Raw genomic sequence first — 13,919 nt, 5'->3', positions numbered from 1 at the left:
GAGCGCAGCGGCTGGCCACCGTGGTTAACGGTGTATTAATTTATGTTGACTGTTTTTATCACCTTTATTAACAGGCTCAAGCGGAATTTGTGATTCCGCGAAATCAACAGACAAACGACCACGCCAGCCCCGACGCAAGCATCCGGTTCGAAGAACGAATGAGATGCGAAGGGACGCGAGATGGGGACTTACCACAAGGGTTGGCGGCTGCTGAGCACCGTGTCGGTGCTGGGCCTGATGGCCAGCGCAGGCAGCCTGACAGCGCAGGAGATCATAGAAGACGAGGACTTCCTGGGCACGGTTGAGCTGGGGGCAGGTAAACGCGAGGTCCAGACCAGCACCGCAAAAGCCGTGACTGTGATCAGCCAGGAAGAGATCGATGACCGCCAAGCCAGCACGATTGCCGAACTGATTGACTCGGTGCCGGGCGTGACACTGGTCAACGGGTCGACACCACAGGGGTCCGGCATCAACATCCGCGGTTTTGGTGCCAACAGCACTTTCGGGACCGACAACAAGGTTCTGATCGCCATCGATGGCGCCACCACCGGGGCCGAAGAAATCTACCGTATCGGCAACCAGCTGTTCACCGACCCGGCACTGTTCCGTGAAGTCCGGGTGAGCCGCGGCATCAATGGTTCTTTCGAGTTTGCTTCTGGTGTCGTCGGCGGGATTGTTGAGTTGGAAACCAAGGACGCTTCGGATTTTACTGGCGGTGAGATCGGCCTGCGGGTCCGTCAGTCGCTGGAGGCTTCCAGCAATGCTCAGGGCTGGAATTCGTCAACGACACTGGCCTGGATGCCTACCGAAGATCTGGAATTCCTCGCGCATTACACAGTTCGCGATAATGATGACTACAAGGATGGTGATGGCACGGTTGCACCCAACAGCGCCTTCCGCACCCCGTCCTGGCTGGTGAAGGGCAAATATACCTTTGGCGATGCGAGGGAGCATTCGATTGCCGCAACCTTCACCGATACAACTTCTAACGATCAAGACGTGCCCTATGATACGTTTACCACCACCAGCGGGTCCTTTGGCAACGTCGACCGTGAAGTGCGGACCAAAGTCGCGCAGTTGAACTATAACTACAATCCCGTCGGCAACGATCTCGTCGATTTGGACGTTATCCTGAGTTACTCCGAACAGACAATCGAGCAGGCATACCGCACGGGGTCATCCTCCTGCGACGTGGGCGGCCTGCTGCTGATTGCGCCTGGTTGCTTTTTCGGCCCACCTCCCGCACCCGGCACTGCCTATGATAGCTCGACACAGGATGCGGACCATTACTATGAGATCACCAAACTGACGGTGAAGAACAGCATGTTCCTGCAGACCGGCGCCGCGTCGCATGATCTGCGTTTTGGCGTGGAGTATCTGCACCGTGAGCGCCCCTTCGAAGCCGCTGCAGCGCCAGCAGGGACGGACAAGCGTTTCGCCCTGTTTGTAAGCGACGACATTTCGATCGGCGACGCTTGGACCATATCCCCGGAACTGCGTTATGAGATGCAGGACATCTCCGGCACCCCGGAGCTCTCCTCTCCGAGCGCCAGCAATGCCGGGGATGGCGAGTATGACAATTCCGCTCTGATGGGCGGGTTGTCTGTACGCTATGAATTCCAGTCCGGCTTTGCCCTGTTCGGCAGTGCGGGCTACACGGAATCGCTGCCGATTATCGATGATCTCGAAAACCCGGCCTTTATGACCCGCCCGGAACTGGCAACCGGGTTTGAAGCAGGCGCGTCTTACAGCGGGGCTGATGTCCTTGCCTCAGGCGATACGGTGCAGGCGAAGATCAATGTCTACGACACCACGTTGCGGGACGTGACCACCAGCGGCCGCGGCACCATCGACAGGATCGAAATCCAAGGGGTTGAGCTTGAGGCAGGTTATGGCCTGGCCAACGGGTTTTACGCCGACTTGAACGCAAATTGGTCGACTGGCAGCCAAACGACGACCTCCGGTGCCGAAACGGGCTGGGCTGGCATTCCGGCAAATTCCGCACGGCTTACACTGGGCAAGCGCTTTGGCGAGACCGTCGATCTGAGCTGGGAACTGGCTGCAAGCGTTGACAGCATCAACCCGCAAAACGAAGCGGTTGCGGGGTATGGCATTCACAACCTGCGCGCCACCTACAAGCCGCAGACAGGCGCTTTGGAAGGGACCGAAATTCGGTTCGGCATCGAAAACGCGTTTGATAAAACTTACCGGACGTCGCTGGCCACCCGGAACGCGCCTGGCCGGAACTTCAAGGTCAGCATCGCGAAAACCTTCTGATCCCGTTGCAAAACCCGAGAGGTGTGACATGGCACTTGGACTGAAATCCGTGAAACCCATGCTGCTGGCCGCTGTGCTGGCAGCAGCAAACTCTGCGGCGGCCGGCGAGGCCGCCAAACCCGGGGTTGCCATCGAACTGAGTGCCGCCGAACCGGCAGGCGAGGCCTGCAAGCTGTCCTTTGTAGTGCAGAACGCCCACGCGGCGGACATCGGCAAGGCGGTTTATGAAACCGTCCTGTTCGATGCCCGGGGGCAGGTGGCGCGGCTCACGCTTCTCGACTTTCAGGATCTTCCTGCCGGGCGCCTGCGCGTGCGGCAGTTCCAGTTCCCGCAGGCCTGCGAAGGCATCAGCCGGGTTCTGATCAACGGGGCTGACACGTGCGCGGGCGAGGGGCTGCCGGAAGGCGCCTGTTCGCGCGGGCTCACCCTCAGCAGCAAGGTGATGGAGCTGGCCGGATGACAGTGGTTCAGGATGCCTTGGCACGGGTGCTGGAGCTTGGCGGCCCGGTGGTTCTGCTCCTGCTGGCGGTCTCGGTGCTGACGACTGCCCTGGTGCTCTACAAGATCTGGCAGTACCGCGCGGCGCGGGTCGGCCAGCACCGCGCCCTGGCCGCTGCGGTTGAAGCCTGGGACCGGGGCGAGGCTGATGCCGCCCTGCACAAGCTTGGCCAAAGCAAATCCTACCTGGTGCCGGTGATGCGGCTGGCGCTGGACGGCGGCCGGGAGGCTGGCACCGGCCCATTGCTGGCCGAGCGGGCGGATGCTGAGGCCGAGGAACGGTTCTCAAAACTGGAGCGCGGGCTGGGTGCCCTGGATATGGTGGCGCAGCTGGCGCCTTTGCTGGGGCTGTTCGGCACCGTCCTGGGCATGATCGAAGCCTTTCAAAAGCTGCAGTCGGCGGGATCTTCGGTGGATCCCGCACTGCTGGCGGGCGGTATCTGGGTGGCGCTTTTGACCACTGCGGCGGGGCTGGCGGTGGCGATGCCGACCTCGCTGGTGCTCAGCTGGCTGACCGGGCGGATGCAGCGCGAACGGGTCTTTGCCAACCGCGCACTGCGGGTTGTCTTTGCGCCTTCGGGCCAGGCCGGCAGCCATGCAGAACTGCGGGTGGCGCATGGCGGTTAAGCTGCAGGGCATCAAACGCGGGCGGCTGTCGATGACCTCGCTCATCGACGTGATCTTCCTGCTCCTCCTGTTCTTCATGCTGACCTCGACCTTTTCGAAATTCGGCGAGGTTGAGCTGATGGCAGCGGGGCAGGGGGCTGGTGCTGGTGAGCGGCAGATGCTGTTTGTCTCGCTGAATGAAGACAGCCTGAGCCTGAACGGCCAGCCCGCCGATCTGGAGCGGATCGCCGATCTTATCAAGCTGCAGCCGCAGGCGGGCCGCGGCCATCTGGTTCTGATCAGCCCCGGGGAGGATGCGTCCTCGCAGCGGCTGGTCGACCTGCTGTCGCAGCTGCGGCAGGTGGGCAATCTTCAGACTCTGGTGCTGGGCTGATGCGCATCAAACCGCCGGCAGCTGCGCAGAAGGAGCCGACGATCGCGCTGATCAACATCGTCTTTCTGATGCTGATCTTCTTCATGATCGCAGGCACCCTCGCTGTGCCGCTCGACAAGGATGTGACCCTGATTGAGGCGAAGAACCTGGAACGCCGCGAGCCGCCGGATGCGCTGGTGGTGCATGCGGACGGGCGGCTGACCCTGCGCGGCGAGGTTCTGGCGGATGCAGCGGCCTATGCTGCGGTGCTATCTGATGACGAACGCGAGGCGGTGCGGATTGTGCCGGACCGGGACTTGCCCGCGCGCGACTTGGTGAAACTGGGCAATGCACTGCGCGCGGCGGGCGCCAAACGGGTGCTGCTGGTCTCGGAAAGGGCGCTGCAATGAGGGTGCCGCAGTCCCGTCTGATGGGCCTGGCCGCAGTGTTTGCGGCCGCCGCCGGGCACGCTGGTTTTGCCTATATGGCCAGCGGGGAGCAGGCAGAGCAGGCTGGCGGCAACACGGGGTTGGCCGCCGAAGGCTATGCCTTTGCCGATTTGGTTCAAGGCACCGATGTGCCCGAGACAACCAGCGAGCTTTTGAAAGCGGAAACGATAGAGGTTGCAAAGAAACCGGTTCAGGAGCCGGTGCTGCAACCCGTTCTTCAGTTGCAGCCCCTGGTGGCGGAAGCGGTGCGGACGGAGGCCGTGGCCGTGCGGGCCCCGGTGGCCAATGCGGAACCGGTTCTGCCCTTTGCGCAGACTGAACCGGTGGAAACGCAACAGGTCGCCGACCCGGTGCAACCACAGTTCCAGGCGGAGTCTGCCGGGCAGCAACAGCCCGAAGCGGCTGAAACAGCGCCTGAGCCGGATGTTCAGGAGCCTTTGCCGGAGCCCAAACCCGAACCAAAACCAGAACCAAGGCCTGAGCCGGAACCTGACCCCAAGCCCCGCCGGAAACAGCAGCGCGGGAACAACACTGAGGCGAATGCAGCGGCGGGCACCGTTACGGGCACCGCAGCAAAAAACGCGGGGCAGGCAGCTTCCGCGCCTGGCGCCGCCAAGCAGCAGGGTAATGCGGCGGCGGACAATTACCGCGGGCAGGTCTTGCGGCGGGTGATGCGGGCGAAGCGGCAGAAGGTGAACATCCGCGGTGCGGCGCTGGTGCGCTTCACCATCACCGGCAGCGGTGCCTTGGGGTCGGCGCGGATTGCCAAGAGCTCGGGCTCGGCCAAGCTGGACAGTATCGCGCTGGCACAGGTGCGCCGGGCAGCGCCGTTTCCGCCGCCGCCTGCCGGGGCCAAGACCACTTACTCTGTACGGATCAAGGGCAAGTGATCCGCCCCGGCCATGAGGGCCGGGACTGGGGTTAGAAGTGGTGCTCCAGCGAGACTGACAGGAAGTCGTCCTCGCGCAGCGCATCCAGCGGGTTGGCGGCATCGGTGTGGCCGAAGCCCTGGCCGGTGACTTTCAGCAGCAGCCCGTTCTCCAGCCGCCGCTCGAACTCGGCGCGGAAGCTGGTGGAGCCGTCTTCCAGATCATAGAAACCGCCGGCCAGCAGGCTGGTGTCATTGCTGTCATTGGCGGTCCAGCGGGCGCCAAGGAAAACGTCGTCCTGAAAGGCGGTGACCGGCGCCCCGGCGCCGCGGCCGTCATAGAGGTATTCGGCAATCAGCCCCAGGTCGCCGTCGCTGCCGCCGATCTGATAGACAGTGTATTCGATGCCGCCAACCGCGGCCTCGAAAGTCTCGAATTCCTCGCTGCCGCGGCGGATGGCTTCCAGCTTCCACAGGGCTGCGTCGCCTGTCCATTGCACGTCGATCCCCGTCTGCCAGATGCGGGCGTAGTGGGGCCGCAGCGCCGTGCCGCCTGCGGTAGGCAGCAGCAGAGGTTCGCGCGAGGTGCCCTGGAAGGCCGAGAGGCCGAGGTCGACGCTGCCGAAGGTGTTGGAATAGCGCAGGGCGGTGTCCGGTGCCCATTCCTCGGAGCTATGGCCATAGGTGGCGGCGCTTTCATCCACCACCAGCGGTGCGCGCAGGCGGCCGCCGGTGCCGGGGAACTCCTGCTCGCGGAAACCGGTCATGAAGAAGGCCGAGACGGTGCCCCAGTTCTTGCTGAGTGACAGTTCCAGCATCGGCTGGCCTAGGCGGGCGTCATCGTCAGTGTATTCCAGCAGGTCGAGCTGGTTGATCACATCAACCAAATGACGGCTTTCGGTGACGCCCCAGAACACCTTGTTGGCGCCCAGAAGCACCGAAAAGTCACCCATCTGGCGGCGGATATAGGCTTCGCGCACGTCCCAGTGGGTGCGGTTGCTGTCCTCGCTGTCCCAGCGGGCAAAGCCACTGAAGCGGATTTGGGTGTCCCGGTCGTCCGAGCGCCAGCGCAGTTCCGGCGCAAAGACAAAGCTGCCCTGGAAGTCTTCCAGCTGGCCCGGATAGAGACCTTCGCTGGTGAAATAGGTGGCCTCGGCGCCAATGTAGCCCGAGAGCCGCGGCGCCTCGGCCTGCGCCGCTGATGCGGTCAGCAGTGCAGACAAGAGTAGTGAGTGTTTCAGCATCTAAGTGAGCCTGGCAAGATAGAGGGCCGGTTGCCGCGTAACACTGAAGGCGGCGCCTGACCCTGGGTGGGTGCGTAAGCGCTCTCCCGTTTTGCTGAAAGCAAACCTCCGGTTTGACGGAGAGGGTCGGGCGCTGCCCGGCCAATCGGCCGGGCAATAGGTTTGATGAGAGGCTTTAGTCCAGGCTTTCCAGCGCATTGGAGCGGAAGTCGCCGTCGCGCAGACCGGTGGCAAAGCGCCAGTTTGCAAAGCTCAGGCTGGTGGACTTGCCGTTGCGGTGGTTCACCATGTGCAGCTTGGCCTGGCGCCAGAAACCGCCGCGCTTTTTGATGCCGGTGGCGGTCATGGTCTTGGCGTGGTTGCCTGCGCGGTCGTAGTATTCGATCTTTTCCGCCTGCCAGTGCTTGGTGCTGAACCAGACCACCTGCTTGGAATAGCCTGAGTTCTTGTAGGCCGGCACCCGCTCAACCACCTCGCATTTGCCGCCGCCGGGGCAGGTCTCGGTGCCGATCCATTTGTAGGTGAACTTGCCCAGTTCCTGCGCGGTGATGTCCTCATAGGCAAATTCCGAGCCCACAAACGGGCCGGATTTGTTGGAGGACGAGATCCGCTTCACTCGCTGCGCTGCGGGCAGGTAGATCCACTGGTCGTCGTTTGCGGTCAGCTTGGCGTGGCTCAGCACCGCGGTGCCGTCGATGTCGGCGGGGGTCGAGAAGATCGAGATCGACTTGTCGCCCACCTTGGCGCTGGCGCGCTCCAGGGTCAGGATGCGCAGCTGGCGGCTGCTGGACTGGCCTGCGGCGTTTTTCAGCTCCATGGTCACGTCGACCGCGCTGTCGCGGAAGCCGTTGTCGCTGACATCAGAGCGGGCGGCGATCTCATAACCCTTTTGGGCGGCGTCCTGGGCCAGCAGCGGCAGCGGCGACAGGGCCAGCGCGGCGCCTGTGATCAGGGCCAGGGCGGAACGTTTACTGAGCAGGGGTTGCAGCGGCATCATAGCCTCCATTGTTGGATTGAACGTCGGATTTGCGGCGGCCTGCCAGCAGGATTGCCGGCAGCACCAGGAAGTCGAACACCATGGCCACGGCAACGGTGATCGCGGTCAGAAGGCCCAGCTGGGCGTTCACCTGGAAGGTGGAGAAGGCGATCAGCGCAAAGCCTGCGCCAACGATGATTGAGGTGAAGACAATTGCGTCGCCCACTTCGGCGAAGGCATAGCGGATCGCATCCTCGCGGTTCAGCGCCTTTTCGCGGCGGCCGCGCAGGTACTTGGTCAGGAAGTGGACGCTGTCATCCACCACGATGCCCAGCGACGCCGCGCCGATCACCGCTGCCGCCATACCGATATGGCCGACAAACACCGCCCAGAGGCCAAAGGTGATCATCGCAGGCACTGCATTGGTGATGATCGAGATCATACCGATGCCAAAGCTGCGCAGGGTGACCATCATCATCAGGCTGATGGTGACAACAGCGATCATGTTGCCGGTGATCATCTCGACGATATTGCGCAGGGTCAGCGAGGCAAAGATCAGCGAGATGCCGGTGGGCGGCTCGATCATGCCGTCGGGAGAGTTCGCCTCGACCCAATCGGCAACCCGGGCGTGAAAGGCGTTCTGGCCCTCCAGGTTGATATCGGTGATCACCACGGACAAGCGGGTGGCCGACTTATCGATGTTGATCTGGTTGTTCAGGTCCAGGCCAAAGGGCAGCGACAGCTCATAGAGCAGCAGGTACTGCGCCGCCAGCTTGGCGTTCTGCGGCACCGCATAGAAGCCCTGGTCGCCGCCGTTCATGTCCCGGTTCAGCCGCTTGATCACATCGGTGAAAGCGGTGACCTGATCCACTTCGGGCTGTTCGCGCAGCCACAGGGTGAAATTGTCCAGAGTGGTCAGATACTGCGGGTCGCTGATGCCGCCCGGGCCCTCGGCGCGGATCTCGTATTCGAAGATATCCTGGCCGCGCAGGTTTTCAGCCGCAAAGTCGATGTCCTGGCGCACGGTCAGGCTTTCGTCAAAGTAGCGCGAGAAGCGGTCGTCGAGGCTGTTGGTCAGCGCGAGGCCGATCAGCGCGGCGGCGCCTACGGTGCCCGCAACCAGAATGGCGCGCGAGCGGCGGATGGTGAAATCAGCCAGCGCGGCCATCGCCTGCTGCATCCGGCTTTCGCGCGGTGCGGCGGCGGGTTTCAGCGGCATGTAGGACAGGAAGGCCGGCACAAATGTGATCGCCAGTATCCAGGCAGCCAGCACGCCAAAGGCAGTGATATTGCCCAGCCACTGGAACGGCGGCGCGTCGGAGTAGTTCAGCGCCAGGAAGCCCGCCGCGGTGGTGGCCGAGGTGACAAAGACTGCGGTGAAGTTCTTGCGCAGCGCTTCCTTGATCGCGGCCTGTTTTTCCATCCCTGTGCGCAGATGCTTCTGCACTGAGCTGATGATATGGATACAGTCGGCAACCGCCAGTGTCAGGATGATGTTCGGCGCGATGATGGTGACCGGCGCCAGCCGCATCCCCAGAAGGCCCGCAATCCCCAGTGCCACAGTGGTCGACAGGATGATGGTGATCAGCGTGGCAATCATGCCGGAAACCGAGCGCAGCATCACCAGCGTCAGCACCAGCATCAGCCCGTACATGCCGGGGATCAGGCTGGTGGCATCGGCCTCGCCTGATTGCACAAAGCCGTAGTTCATGATCATCGAGCCGGTCAGCGCGATCTTCAGATCCGGGTATTTCGCCCGCATCTCATCCGCCATGGCATGGGCGGCAATTGCGGTGCGGCGGCCTTCGGCATCGGCATCGCCCTGCAGCTCGATCGAGACGTTGATACCGTTGGTGCGCAGGTCCTCGGACAGCAGCGCGCGGTAGAGCGCCGGCTCGCCCACGGCAAAATCGGAACGCTCGCGCAGGTCCTCTGCACTGAGATCCGTGGCGCCCAGCACCAGATCCTCGACCTCCAGGAAATCGCCATCCACCCAGGTGCGCTGGAAGTTGCTGAGCGAATCCACCCGGGTTGCATTGGGCAGCGCCCAGGCCCGTTCGGTCAGATCCTCGATCACAACCGCCATCCGGCGGTCAAAGGCCTCGCCCTCCGGGTATTGCAGGATGAAGAACACGTTGTCGTTCTTCGAGAATGTCGCCTGGAAATCGTCCCAGCGCTTCAGGTCCGGGTTATCGGCCCCGAAAAACACCCGGTAGTCGCTGGCCATCGTCAGCCGCGACATGCCGGCCGACGCGGCAAAGCTGACGGCGAGAATGCCGATCAGCACCCATAAGCGCCACGCCAGCACAAAGTCGATGTACCGCAATAGGAGTCTCGTCATGTTGCACCGCCCTCTTGTCTGATTGCCGCTTGTGCGCGCGGCGGAATCGCTTCACTTTTTGAAGCGATATGAATTTCACTTCGCAAAGTAAAGCTAATTTCCGAAGCGTCTGTGACCGGGTTCACATTGCGGTGAGGGCAGGCAGAGAGGCCGCTTGCCGCCGCGTGGCAATTGCCTCGGGCGTCGATTCATGGCATCACAGCAGCGCTGCCGGGTGTGGTTCCGGCCTGTTGAACATGTGCAAATGACTGATCATTCTCCGGAAATCTGCCGCTCTGAGTGCCTTCTGAATGGCGCGTTGGAGTTCTTTGGTGATTGCTGGTCACTCCTGATCGTGCGCGACTTGCTGCAGGGGCCGAAGCAATTCAGCCAGATTCTGCGGATGGAGGAAGGTATCTCCACCGGCACGCTGACCAATCGTCTGAGCCGGCTGGTGTCCTTGGGGGTGCTGGCGCGGCAGGTCTGCGAGAACGACCGCCGGGCGGTCAGCTATGAGCTGACGGACAAGGGCCGGGCGCTGGAGCCGGTGCTGCTGGAAATGGCGCTGTGGATGGCCGAGCACACGGACACCGAGTTTCCACCGGAGGATCTGGAAATGCTGCACGGACGCGCGCGCGAGATCTGCCAGACCCGCATGAACAGGGACGGCTGAGAGCCGGCGCTGCCGGTGGCCGGGGCATCGCCGGTTGCGGCTACCCGAGACGGCAGATCGCGGGCTGCCGGACCGGCCAGGGGGCTGGCCTCGGTGGGTGTCGGGGGCGACGGCAACTTCCCTGCAAAGGGCGACTTCCCTTCCTTACCGCTGTTTCGCCAGCCGCTGCTCCCGGTAGCGTTTTGGCGTCTCGCCAAACTTGGTTTTGAACCAGCGCGAGAAATGGCTGCTGTCGGAGAACCCGCACTCATAGGAAATCTGGGTGATCGTGCGTTTCGAGTTCATCAGCCGCCAGCGCGCGTGCTGCAGCCGCATGTCGCGCCAGACCTCCTGCGGCGTAGCCTTGGCGTGCTGCAGGAACACCCGGTTCAGCTGCCGCACGGTGGAGCCCAGCATCTCCGCCAGATGCTCCGTCGTATCCGGCTCCCGCAGCTTCTGCCGCATGATCTTGACCGCCTGCTCAACCCGCCAGTTGCCGCATTCCTCCAGGTCCTGATAGGGCAGCCGCGCCACCTCATGCGCTGAGCGGTGCTCATCCACCACCAGCGCCGTCAGCCCCTTCATGCCGCGCGAACGGCCGCAGTGTTCGATCAGGATCTCCACCGCCAGGTCGATCGCCGCAGTACCGCCGGGGCAGGTCAGGATATCGCCTTCCGAGACATAAAGCTCGTTCTCCACCGGCACCACATCCGGGAACATCTGCATGAATTCCGGCCGGTGATGCGCATGGATCGCCGCCCGCCGCCCGTCCAGCAGCCCGGTTTTGGCCAGCGCAAAACTGCCGGTGCACAGCCCGACCAGCTTGGTGCCCTTGGCGTGTTCTGCGCGCAGAAACGCGTAGGTGTCCGGATGCACCTCCTCCAGCTGGTCGATCAGTCCGCCGACAACAACGACATAGTCGTACTCCCCGGCCTCGGCATACGTCTTCCAGGGGGTGATCGCCATGCCGGTGCTGGAATGCACCGGTGCCAGATCATGCCCCAGCACCTCCCAGTGGCAGAAGATCTGGCGGCTGCGGTCCGCCTCGTCCGAGGAATGCCGCACCGCATCGGCAAAACCGGCCAGGGGCAGGATGGTGAAGGCCGGCGTCAGGATGAAGGCAAAGCGCACATCCGGTTCCTGCCCGTCGGGCCGCTCCGGGGTCCAGAACTCCATTTTCGCGCCTTTCTGTCCGGGAAATGTCCGGACTATCCTATTCTTGGACTGCTGCGTTCCGCAAGTTTCCGCCAAAACGTAAGGAGTGATGATGCGCTGGAACAAGACAGTGACCGTGATCGGGGCCCATGCCGAAGGCGAGGTTGGCCGGGTGCTGACCGGCGGCGTGCTGGACATCCCGGGCGCCAGCACGCTGGAGAAGATGCAGTACCTGCAGGCCAATGACGCGCTGCGCCAATTTGTGAACAAGGAGCCGCGCGGCTGCGCCCAGATGACCACCAACCTGCTGCTGCCGCCCGCGGCGCCGGGTTCGGATGCGGCCTTTATTCCGATGCAGGCGGATGGCACCCACGCGATGTCCGGCTCCAACGCCATGTGCGTCGCAACCGTGCTGCTGGAGACCGGCATGCTGGAGATGCAGGAGCCGCAGACCACCGTGGTGCTTGATACCGCCGCCGGGCTGGTCAAGGCGGTGGCAGACTGCCGCGGCGGCCGGGTCGAGCGGGTGACCCTCGACTTCTTCCCCGCCTTTGCCGAGCATCTGGACGCGCCGCTGGAGGTCGCGGGACTTGGCACCCTCACCGTCGATGCAGCCTTTGGCGGCGTCTACTACGTTCTGCCCCGCGCGCAGGAGCTGGGCTTCCGCATCGGACCGGACATGGCGCAGGACATGGTGTCGCTCGGTGCCCGCATCAAAGCCGCCGCGCAGGAGCAGCTGCCGGTTCAGCACCCGGAGACCGCTGCCTTCAACAGTATCGACTTCCTGATGTTCACCGATGAGGTGGACCCGGGCCAAGCCCTCTACCGCAACGCCACCATCATGCCGCCGGGCCGGGTCGACCGCTCCCCTTGCGGCACCGGCACCGCGGCCCGGCTGGCGGTGATGCACACCAAGGGCCAGGCTCGGCCCGGGCAGGAGTTCAAAATGCGCTCCACCATCAATTCCGAATTCACTGCCTCGATCCTGGGCACCACCGAGGTTGGCAACCGCCCCGCCATCCTGCCGCGCCTGTCAGGCCGCGCCTGGATCTACGCCACCATGCAGCTGGGCGCCGATCCAAGCGACCCCTACCAGCTCGGCTACACGATGGCAGACACCTGGGGCACCGAAATCGAGCATGTGATTCCGGGGCTCTGACCCTGACGAATAGGGCTGCGCCGTCCCGCGGGGTGGCGCAATTGCGCCGCCCTATGGGGCGGGACGGCGCAGCCCGGCCTGCAGCCGGGCGGTACTTCGCTGACATGATGAGACACACAATAGTTCCTCCCCCACTGAACCGGCCGCTCTGCGTGCCGGTTCTTTTTTGTTTCAAACCTGGCCGAATTCCACGTCCGCTGTATTATGAAAAAGGGCCAATATATACAATTATGCCCGGGAATTCCTCTCCTATCCTTTTCTCAGAGCCGCCGTTCCCGGCGCTTCTTGGAACCTGAAACGGGAGGAAAACCATGTTCTCGAACCTCAACCGCCGCGCGGTTTTGGGCGCTGCCGCCGCCGCGGCCCTCACCTTCACCGCCTTTGCTGCCTCAGCCGAAACCACCCTGCGCCTGTCTCATCTGTCGCCGCCGGAAAGCGACATGGACAAATGGGCGCATGAGTTTGCCTCCCGCGTCGCAACTGAAACCGACGGCCGCATCAACATTCGCATTTTCCCCGCCAGCCAGCTCGGCGACTGGGAGGAAGTCTACGAACAGCTGAGCCAGGGTTCGGTCGACCTGGCAATCCAGTCGGTCTCCACCAAATTCGACTCCCGCCTGGCGCTGACCTGGTTCCCCTACACTGCGGTTGACTACGACAGCGCCAAGGATGCCTGGAACACCGGCGGCTTCCTGTTCAACATCGTCAACGACCTGATCGAGCCGCAGCAGATCCAGGCGCTGGCACCCTATGCCTTTGGCCTCGGCGGCGTGGCCGTAGGCAAGCCGGTGGCCGATCCCAAGAACCCCGATGCCGATCACAGCGACCTGAAGATCCGGGTCTGGCCGTCGGGCGTCGGCACCCACAAGCCGCTTTTGGAGCGCCTCGGCTACTCCACCACCACGATGCCCTGGGCCGAGCTTTATACCGGTGTCCAGACCGGCGTGATCGACGGCATGGTCGGCGGGGTGCCGGAGAACGCGGTGCGCGATTGGAACGGCGTTGTCGACACCTGGCTGCAGCTGAATGACCACTTTGAGATCAACTGGCTCCTGGGCTCTGCATTCACCATGGCCAGCCTGTCCGAAGAAGACCTCGCCGCGATCTCCAAAGTGGCCGCGGAACTGGCGACCGAGCGTTTCGACGCGGTTGAAGCCGCCGACAACGGCTATTTGCAGCAGCTGCGCGATGCCGGTGTGACCGTGGTTACCTACTCCAAGGACGAGATCGAGACCATGGCCGCCGCTGTGCGCCAGGACGCCTGGCCGCAAATGAAACCGGAAATCGGCGACGAGCTCTATGAGCTGATCCAGAGCCACTACGGCAAGTAACCAGAAAAGAC

General features: G+C 63.1%; 13 protein-coding genes. 9 read left to right on the top strand and 4 right to left on the bottom strand.

Annotated features, from left to right (window positions below; all coding sequences use genetic code 11):
- Window positions 1–180: 180 nt before the first annotated feature.
- From RA19_RS17830 to RA19_RS27030, 6 genes are read left to right on the top strand one after another with little or no spacing between them, the layout of a single operon-like run.
- Window positions 181–2,277 carry a TonB-dependent receptor domain-containing protein gene (locus tag RA19_RS17830; protein WP_039165157.1) on the top strand — a complete coding sequence of 699 codons (2,097 nt, stop codon included), beginning with the start codon at window positions 181–183 and terminating at the stop codon, window positions 2,275–2,277.
- 28 nt (window positions 2,278–2,305) lie between these two features.
- Window positions 2,306–2,737: a hypothetical protein gene (locus tag RA19_RS17825; protein ID WP_039165156.1), complete on the top strand. Its 432-nt coding sequence runs from the start codon at window positions 2,306–2,308 to the stop codon at window positions 2,735–2,737.
- Window positions 2,734–3,402: a MotA/TolQ/ExbB proton channel family protein gene (locus RA19_RS17820; RefSeq protein WP_039165155.1), complete on the top strand. Its 669-nt coding sequence runs from the start codon at window positions 2,734–2,736 to the stop codon at window positions 3,400–3,402. Before RA19_RS17825 ends, RA19_RS17820 begins: the two co-directional genes overlap by 4 nt.
- Window positions 3,392–3,775, top strand: a complete 384-nt coding sequence (locus tag RA19_RS17815) for an ExbD/TolR family protein (RefSeq protein WP_241479096.1) — start codon at window positions 3,392–3,394, stop codon at window positions 3,773–3,775. Before RA19_RS17820 ends, RA19_RS17815 begins: the two co-directional genes overlap by 11 nt.
- A complete protein-coding gene (locus RA19_RS17810) occupies window positions 3,775–4,164 on the top strand; it encodes an ExbD/TolR family protein (RefSeq protein ID WP_039165154.1) in 390 nt (129 codons plus the stop codon). Before RA19_RS17815 ends, RA19_RS17810 begins: the two co-directional genes overlap by 1 nt.
- Complete coding sequence (locus tag RA19_RS27030) at window positions 4,161–5,093, top strand: energy transducer TonB (protein WP_039165152.1); 933 nt, start codon at window positions 4,161–4,163, stop codon at window positions 5,091–5,093. The genes RA19_RS17810 and RA19_RS27030 overlap by 4 nt, the downstream gene beginning before the upstream one ends.
- Window positions 5,094–5,124: 31 nt before the next feature.
- Here RA19_RS27030 and RA19_RS17800 read toward each other — a convergent pair whose 3' ends face one another.
- From RA19_RS17800 to RA19_RS17790, 3 genes are all read right to left on the bottom strand, one after another.
- Window positions 5,125–6,315, bottom strand: coding sequence for a hypothetical protein (locus RA19_RS17800; RefSeq protein WP_039135011.1), 1,191 nt, complete (start codon window positions 6,313–6,315; stop codon window positions 5,125–5,127).
- Window positions 6,316–6,490: 175 nt separating this feature from the next.
- The gene (locus RA19_RS17795) at window positions 6,491–7,309 is read right to left on the bottom strand and encodes an outer membrane lipoprotein-sorting protein (protein WP_052261890.1); all 819 of its coding nucleotides are present in this window, start codon (window positions 7,307–7,309) and stop codon (window positions 6,491–6,493) included.
- Complete coding sequence (locus RA19_RS17790) at window positions 7,284–9,632, bottom strand: efflux RND transporter permease subunit (protein ID WP_082020598.1); 2,349 nt, start codon at window positions 9,630–9,632, stop codon at window positions 7,284–7,286. The genes RA19_RS17795 and RA19_RS17790 overlap by 26 nt, the downstream gene beginning before the upstream one ends.
- Before the next feature lie 244 nt (window positions 9,633–9,876).
- Here RA19_RS17790 and RA19_RS17785 point away from each other — a divergent pair, with 244 nt between their 5' ends.
- Entirely contained in the window at window positions 9,877–10,284 is a 408-nt protein-coding gene (locus tag RA19_RS17785; protein ID WP_052261888.1) for a winged helix-turn-helix transcriptional regulator, read from the top strand.
- Window positions 10,285–10,428: 144 nt separating this feature from the next.
- Here RA19_RS17785 and RA19_RS17780 read toward each other — a convergent pair whose 3' ends face one another.
- Window positions 10,429–11,439 carry a GlxA family transcriptional regulator gene (locus RA19_RS17780; protein ID WP_052261887.1) on the bottom strand — a complete coding sequence of 337 codons (1,011 nt, stop codon included), beginning with the start codon at window positions 11,437–11,439 and terminating at the stop codon, window positions 10,429–10,431.
- Between the two features lie 91 nt (window positions 11,440–11,530).
- Between RA19_RS17780 and RA19_RS17775 the strand changes: the two genes are divergently transcribed.
- Both RA19_RS17775 and dctP read left to right on the top strand, forming a co-directional pair.
- On the top strand, window positions 11,531–12,577 hold the full coding sequence (locus tag RA19_RS17775; RefSeq protein ID WP_039165394.1) for a proline racemase family protein: 1,047 nt from the start codon (window positions 11,531–11,533) through the stop codon (window positions 12,575–12,577).
- Window positions 12,578–12,888: 311 nt separating this feature from the next.
- A complete protein-coding gene (gene dctP / locus RA19_RS17770) occupies window positions 12,889–13,908 on the top strand; it encodes a TRAP transporter substrate-binding protein DctP (RefSeq protein WP_039165148.1) in 1,020 nt (339 codons plus the stop codon).
- The last annotated feature ends 11 nt before the right edge of the window (window positions 13,909–13,919 follow it).

Origin of the sequence: Leisingera sp. ANG-M1 (assembly GCF_000813745.1) — a bacterium.
Lineage (GTDB): Bacteria > Pseudomonadota > Alphaproteobacteria > Rhodobacterales > Rhodobacteraceae > Leisingera.
This window is presented reverse-complemented; position numbering and strand designations above follow the sequence as displayed.